General features: G+C 68.0%; 3 protein-coding genes. All 3 read right to left on the minus strand.

Going from position 1 to position 5,846, the window contains the following annotated elements; translation table 11 throughout:
- Positions 1-160: 160 nt before the first annotated feature.
- Positions 161-2,725 (minus strand): DUF5682 family protein, encoded by a 2,565-nt coding sequence (locus AC1DOC_RS16275; RefSeq protein WP_478081696.1) that lies wholly within the window; start codon positions 2,723-2,725, stop codon positions 161-163.
- Positions 2,716-3,837 (minus strand): ATP-binding protein, encoded by a 1,122-nt coding sequence (locus AC1DOC_RS16280; RefSeq protein ID WP_278877921.1) that lies wholly within the window; start codon positions 3,835-3,837, stop codon positions 2,716-2,718. Before AC1DOC_RS16280 ends, AC1DOC_RS16275 begins: the two co-directional genes overlap by 10 nt.
- A gap of 43 nt (positions 3,838-3,880) precedes the next feature.
- Positions 3,881-5,846 (minus strand): DUF4132 domain-containing protein (locus AC1DOC_RS16285; RefSeq protein WP_478130086.1); only part of this gene is annotated, 1,966 nt, incomplete at its 5' end.

The following is a 5,846-nucleotide window of genomic DNA, read 5'->3' on the forward strand; positions in this document are numbered from 1 at the left end:
GTCCAAGGACAAGCATCCATCCCACTATGAATAACAGTGAACTTTCTCGCATAAACGACGTTCCCACTCCTGTTGACAATCCCTGCGGCTGAATTCCAGTTCCGCGAGCGCCGAGATCAGTTGGGGCGCAAGGCTCGCCTGAGCGTCTGGAGATCGATGGTCATATCGCGCTTTCGATGTTGTTCTTCTTGTGCTCTGGGACCAGCCACGCGGCAAGCCCGTCTCGGCGCATGCACTCGGCCAGCGCGAGCTGCAGTCGCGCGCCTTCGTGCAGGTCTTGTTCGGTGGTTTCGTAGTGCATCTGGTTGAGCGCCTGGCCCTCTGTTTCGCCCATGCCATGCAGCGCGGCAATACGGCCGGCCAGGTCGGCCGTCTCTTGCGGCTTGAGGCGCGTGAAGGCCTGCCGCAGATCGGGCAGATGCGCCACGAAAGCCTCGGCATCCCAGCCCTGCACCAGGCCGTCGAGGCCTTCGAGCAGCGCGGGCAGGCGCAGCAGCAGTTCAGGCGCCGCGGCCATCACCCCGTTGAGAAAACGTACCGCCTCGCGCGGCTCTGCGCCCGCGCCGAAGCGTTGCCGCACCACGGTGTCGAGTGCGTTCTCGTCCCAGTGTCCATCGAGGTACAGCAGGGCCGAAGCAGCGCCGGCCACCGCGGGCGCGGCCGACGCACCGGTCGCGAATCGTTCGAGTTGCGTACGCAGCAGGTCGAGGTCGATGGCGCCGTCACCGGCTTCTCCCGGTTCGCCTTGGAGCGAGGCCAGCAGGCGCCCAAGCTCGCGCAGTGAAAGCAGTTGCTTCACCGCGCCCGCCTCACTTTCTTCCGGGCACCCGCCCACATCGGGCAGCAGGAACAGCGCCGCGGGCCACACACGCTCCAGCAGGCTGCGCAGCTGCGGATGCTGCTGCACGCCCAGCGGCTCCCGCGCACGCCAGAGCGTGACGAGCCGATGCCCGCACTCGACCACCGAGCCGAGCGAGGCATCTTCGTCGAGGTGGGTGGAAAGCATCGAGAGCAGCTGGGGCAGGCGCGACTGCAGCCCGACCAGGCAGGCGCGCAGCAACAGCGCCACGGCCGCGCTCGCGCTGCGTCCGCGGCCCTCGTCGGACAGCGCGATCTCTTCTTTGCGCAGCTTGGCCATGCAGACGGCCTCCAGGCTGGCGCCATCGCCCGCCAGTTCAATCAGCCGCGCCTCCACCAGCGGCGACCAGGCGGCGCGCCACTCTTCGAACAGCAAATGCAAACGGCTGTTGCCAAGAAAATCCGGTCCCGCGAGCCAGGTGCCGAGCCCCGTGTCGAGGTATGTCATGGCATGGAAGAAGCGGCTGCGCTCGCGGTGCGAAGGCTTGCGATAGAGATCCAGCCGCGCGATGCGCGCGGTGCTGTCGTCCAGGCGCACGCCGGCCTGGCGGGCGAGCCTGCGCGCGTCCTCGATCAGCGGCGGCGAGCCTGCCGAAGGCGGCACGTCGCCGATGCGCGTGCCGCTCAAGAAGTTGCGCAGGTCGGCGGTAAAGCCGCGCGTTCCTTCGTCGATGGCGCCTTTGATGAAGCAGGAGCGGATGGCATCGAGCAGGTCTTGCCGGCCCGGACCGGCATTGCCGCGCAGCGCCGCGAGCCGCATGGCCTGCGCGGCGGCGGCCTGCACCAGTGCTGTAGACACCGCATCGGCATCGTCCTGCGCGCGGGTCTGGCGCGCAAAGCGGGTCAGGCTGTCGAGCGCCACTGCGGTGAAGGGGTCGGCCTCGCCGGCCTCGAGGCGTTCCCACACCTGCTGGTAATAGCCGGGCGACGGCATGCCCGAGGCATAGCCGTTGAGCGCGTCGAGCCGCTCGAAGCTGTAGCGGATCAGCCATGCGTTGTCGGGTGCGTCCTGGCCGGCGGGCGCCTTCGAGGGCTTGGCCTCTTGCCACTGGTTGACCAGCTCGAGCGTGTGGAAGCCGCCGGTGACGACCACGATCGGCCCCTCGACCTCGTTGCGCCAGCGACGGATGTGCGCCGCCATGTGGCGCTCCCGCGGCAGGCTCAGCTCGGCCTCGAGCACCTCGGGCTCGTAGTCGAGCCGCGCCATGGCGCACCAGCTGAACACGTCGGAAAAGAAGGCGCGCCAGTGGCCGAGAGCGGCCGACGTGCGCAGTTCGAACAGGCGGTCCCACAGCTCCTGGTGGTCGACGCAGCCGAGCCGGGCGGCCATGGCGTTGAGGTAGCGGCTGTGCGCGAAATGGCGCTCTTCCATCAGGCTGCGCGCGGCGTCGCGTGCATCGCCTTCGTCGCCCTCACCGTCGTCGCGATGCCAGGCCTTGTCGCTCCAGGGAAGATCGATCAGCCCCAGGCGCGCGCCCAGCGCCGCACCTTCGCGCACCGCAATCCACTCGGGGCTGTAGTCGCAAAACGGAAAGAACGACGTGCGCGATTCCGTGCGCGTCTTCTCTTCCGAGTCGGGGTCATCCACCGGAGCCTGCCGGGTGCTCTGGCACAGCCATGCAACGGGGGCGGTGGTTTGCGGGTGCTGCAGCAGCGGCAGCAGTGCGTTCAGGTCGTCCGGTCCTTCAATCAGCACAGCCGCCGGCCTGACCTCGCGCAGCAGCGCCCTCAATGCGAATGCACAGGCCGGGCTGTGGTGCCTCACGGGCACGAAGAACACGCCCTCGCCGTCCTCGCCGAACAGCCGGCCGCGCGCGGCCTCCAGCCCGGCAGGCAGAACGCTGCCGGCTTCTGCAACTACTGCCACAGCGCGCGCGCCGCGTCGTGGAAGGTCTTCCATTGCGCGTCGCGCTTGCCGCGTTCGCGCACGACGGTGTCGAAGTAGTGGCGCACGCGCTTCACATCGTCGGTGCTGTCCTTCAGAACCACGCCCTGCAGCTGGCCCGCGATCTCGCGCACGGTGAGCCGGCCGCCGTTGAAATGGCGCGCCTGCAGGGCCGCCGCATAAGCCACGTTCACGGCCTCGGCCGTGGACATCACGGCATCGAGGCCCTTGATGGCGGTGCCATCCTGCGTCTGGCCCGCGCGCAACTCCTGGAAGGTGGTAACCAGCAGCGCCACCACGTCGCGCGGCACATCGACCGGCGACTCGCCGCCACCGTCGAGTTCGCGCTTCAACTGGGCCATCACCAGTTCGACTTCGAACGAATGGTCCCGGATCGGCTTGACCGTTTCGAAGTTGAACCGACGCTTCAAAGCGGACGACATCTCGTGCACACCGCGGTCGCGCAGGTTGGCCGTGGCAATGATGTTGAAGCCGCGCTGGGCATAGAGCCGGGCATCGTCGCCCAGTTCTGGAATCATGAGTTGCTTGTCGCTCATCAACGAAATCAGCACGTCCTGGATCTCGGGCGGGCAGCGCGTGATTTCCTCGAAGCGCACCAGCTTGCCCGCACGCATGGCCTGGTAGAGCGCAGAAGGCACCAGCGCGCGCTGGCTCGGCCCCTCGGCCAGCAGCAGTGCGTAGTTCCAGCTGTACTTGATGTGGTCTTCGGTGGTGCCGGCGGTGCCCTGCACCGTGAGGCCCGAATCACCGCTGACGGCGGCTGCAAGCAGCTCCGAGAGCAGCGACTTCGCGGTGCCCGGCTCGCCCACCAGCATGAGGCCCTGGTGGCCCATGAGCGTCACGATGGCGCGGTCGACCAGCGGATCGTCGCCGTAGAACTTGCGGCTCACCTGCAGCTTCTCGTCGCCGAGGATGAAGCGCCGCACCGCGCGCGGCGAGAGCTTCCATCCGGTGGGTCGCGCATCGGTGTCGGCCGCGTGCAGCCGCGCGAGCTCGTCCGCATAGCGCGCCTCGGGGGCAAGGCGCACGGCCTGGGTCGCGGGGGAAGAAGACGGTGATGTGCCGGTGCTCATGATGATGTTGCTGCTGGTTTTTCTGCGGGTCGGCGCGGCGGGCTTACCACGGCATCTTCTTTTCCCAGCCCGCGTCGAACCCGGCGCAGGCCTGGGCAATGGCCAGGTAGTCGGCATAGGCCTCGGCCAGCAGCACCGGCGGCACGCTCGACAGCGGCAGCGCCCGGTCGCTGTAGCCGCGGGTCTTCATGTCCTCGAAGCCCAGCGTCTTGAGCGCCGCGGGCACGTTCTCCTCCGGCAGGGTGTTGCCCGAGAACTCGATGGCCACGCGCACGCCGGCCGACGAGAACTCCTTGGTGTACTGGTAGAAGAAGCCGCCGTCCTCGGCCTGCGCGCGCTGGTAGCCGAGCTTGGCAAAGCTGCCGCGCAGCGTGAAGGTGTCGCTGATCCAGCCCAGCCGGTCGTTGATTTCGCTCACCGGCTGGCCCTTGTCATCGATGAACGCGACCGCCGGCGGCTTGCGCGTCATCTGCGCGAAGAGCGGCACCAGCTTGTAGTCCTTGAAGTGCCTGTTCCACGCGGCCGCTGTGCCTTCGTCGACCAGCGAAGCGTGGCCCAGGCGCAGCTGGCTGTCGGCCGCAAGCTCGACCTCGTCGTCCTGCGTGTCGATCAGGCTGCCGTCCTCGGTGGGCCGGAAGCTGCCGCGCACCGCGCCTTCCGCATCCAGTTCGAGCCACACGAGCCGCTGTATAAGCCGCCCGGCAATCGGGTGCCGGTGCAGGTATTCGCGCCACTCGGCCTGCGGCCAGATACGGCCGGTGCACATGGCTTCGAACAGGCGCGCGGTCTGCAGGTCGATGACCTGCTTGAGCTCTTTCCTGCTGGTCGAGAACTGGGCCTTCGCATCCTTGATGAGCACGGGGTCGTCGTTCTGGCGCGGCTCGGGCAGGGCCTTGACGATCTTGCCTTCGGGGTTGCGCAGCTCGGGCTTCATCGCGGCGTCGAGCACCACGGTGAAGATGCGGTCGCCATACGCGAGCTCGAGCTTGCCGGTGTCGTCCAGGCCCGCGGTGGGAATGGTGCGGTCGGCGAGCTGGTCCTGCGTCCAGCCGTTGCGGTCGGCAATCTGCTGCACCAGAGCGCGGGCCTTCTCCTGGACCGAGGCAGTGCGATAGCGGCGCGATATGCCCAGCAGCAACTGGATCACCACCGGGTCGTTGCCCGGTGCCACGCCTTCGAGCATGGCTTCGATCTGCGAGCGGCGCTGGTAATGGTCGCGCATGTACTGCTGCAGCAGCGTGACGACCTCGTGCCCCGGCGCGTGGGGGGTCAGGGCAAGCGTGCCTTTTTCGCCGATCGCGCTGCCGAGGTATTCGCTCATCTTCTCGCGCTTGCACTCCTCGAAGACCTGCTCCTGCGTCTTCTGGAAGTCGGCTTCGTAGTACTGCTTGTGCTCGGCCTTCGCGTTCTGGTAGCGCTGCTGGTTGCCCTGGTAGCGCTGCGGTGCATGGGCGTTGGCATGCGCGATGCCTTCGTCGAGCGTGGGGTGGCGCGTGTCGTGTGCAATGAACTGGCGCAGCACCAGGCTGCCGACGGCCTGGCGGCTGGCGGCATCGAGCAGGCCGAGGTAGCGCGTGAGCAGCGCATTGCCGCCCGGTTCCTTGAGCTTGCAGGCGAGCACCACCCACCAGCGCACGATCTCGGGTTCTACCGGGCTGCCGTCCAGCCATTTGCAGGCGGGCAGCGCGTCGAGGGAGAACCACGCAAGGCCCGCCGGGGGCTTGGCCTTCAGGCCCTTCTTCGCCTCGGCCAGAAGAATCGCCGGTGCAAGGCGCGCGGAGATGTCGTCGCCCAGCGCCTCGAGCGCCGTGAGGTAGGCCGCGCGCACGGTCTCGCGGGTTTCCTTCTCGAGCGCCTTGGTGATGGCGGGCACGGCCTCGGCGTACTTGAGCTCGGCCAGCCAGTTGGCGGCCTCGATGCGCACCTCGCTCTTGGTGGCGCCGAGCGACTCGACCACGCGCCGGCCGATGTCGGGCAGCATCGACAGTGCCTTCTGCGCGGCTGCGCGG

Source organism: Variovorax sp. 01T439_2, from assembly GCF_056398445.1.

Coding starts and splice junctions, on each gene's coding strand:
- AC1DOC_RS16280 (WP_278877921.1), bottom strand. CDS start 3,837: ATGAGCACCGGCACATCACCGTCTTCTTCCCCCGCGACCCAGGCCGTG.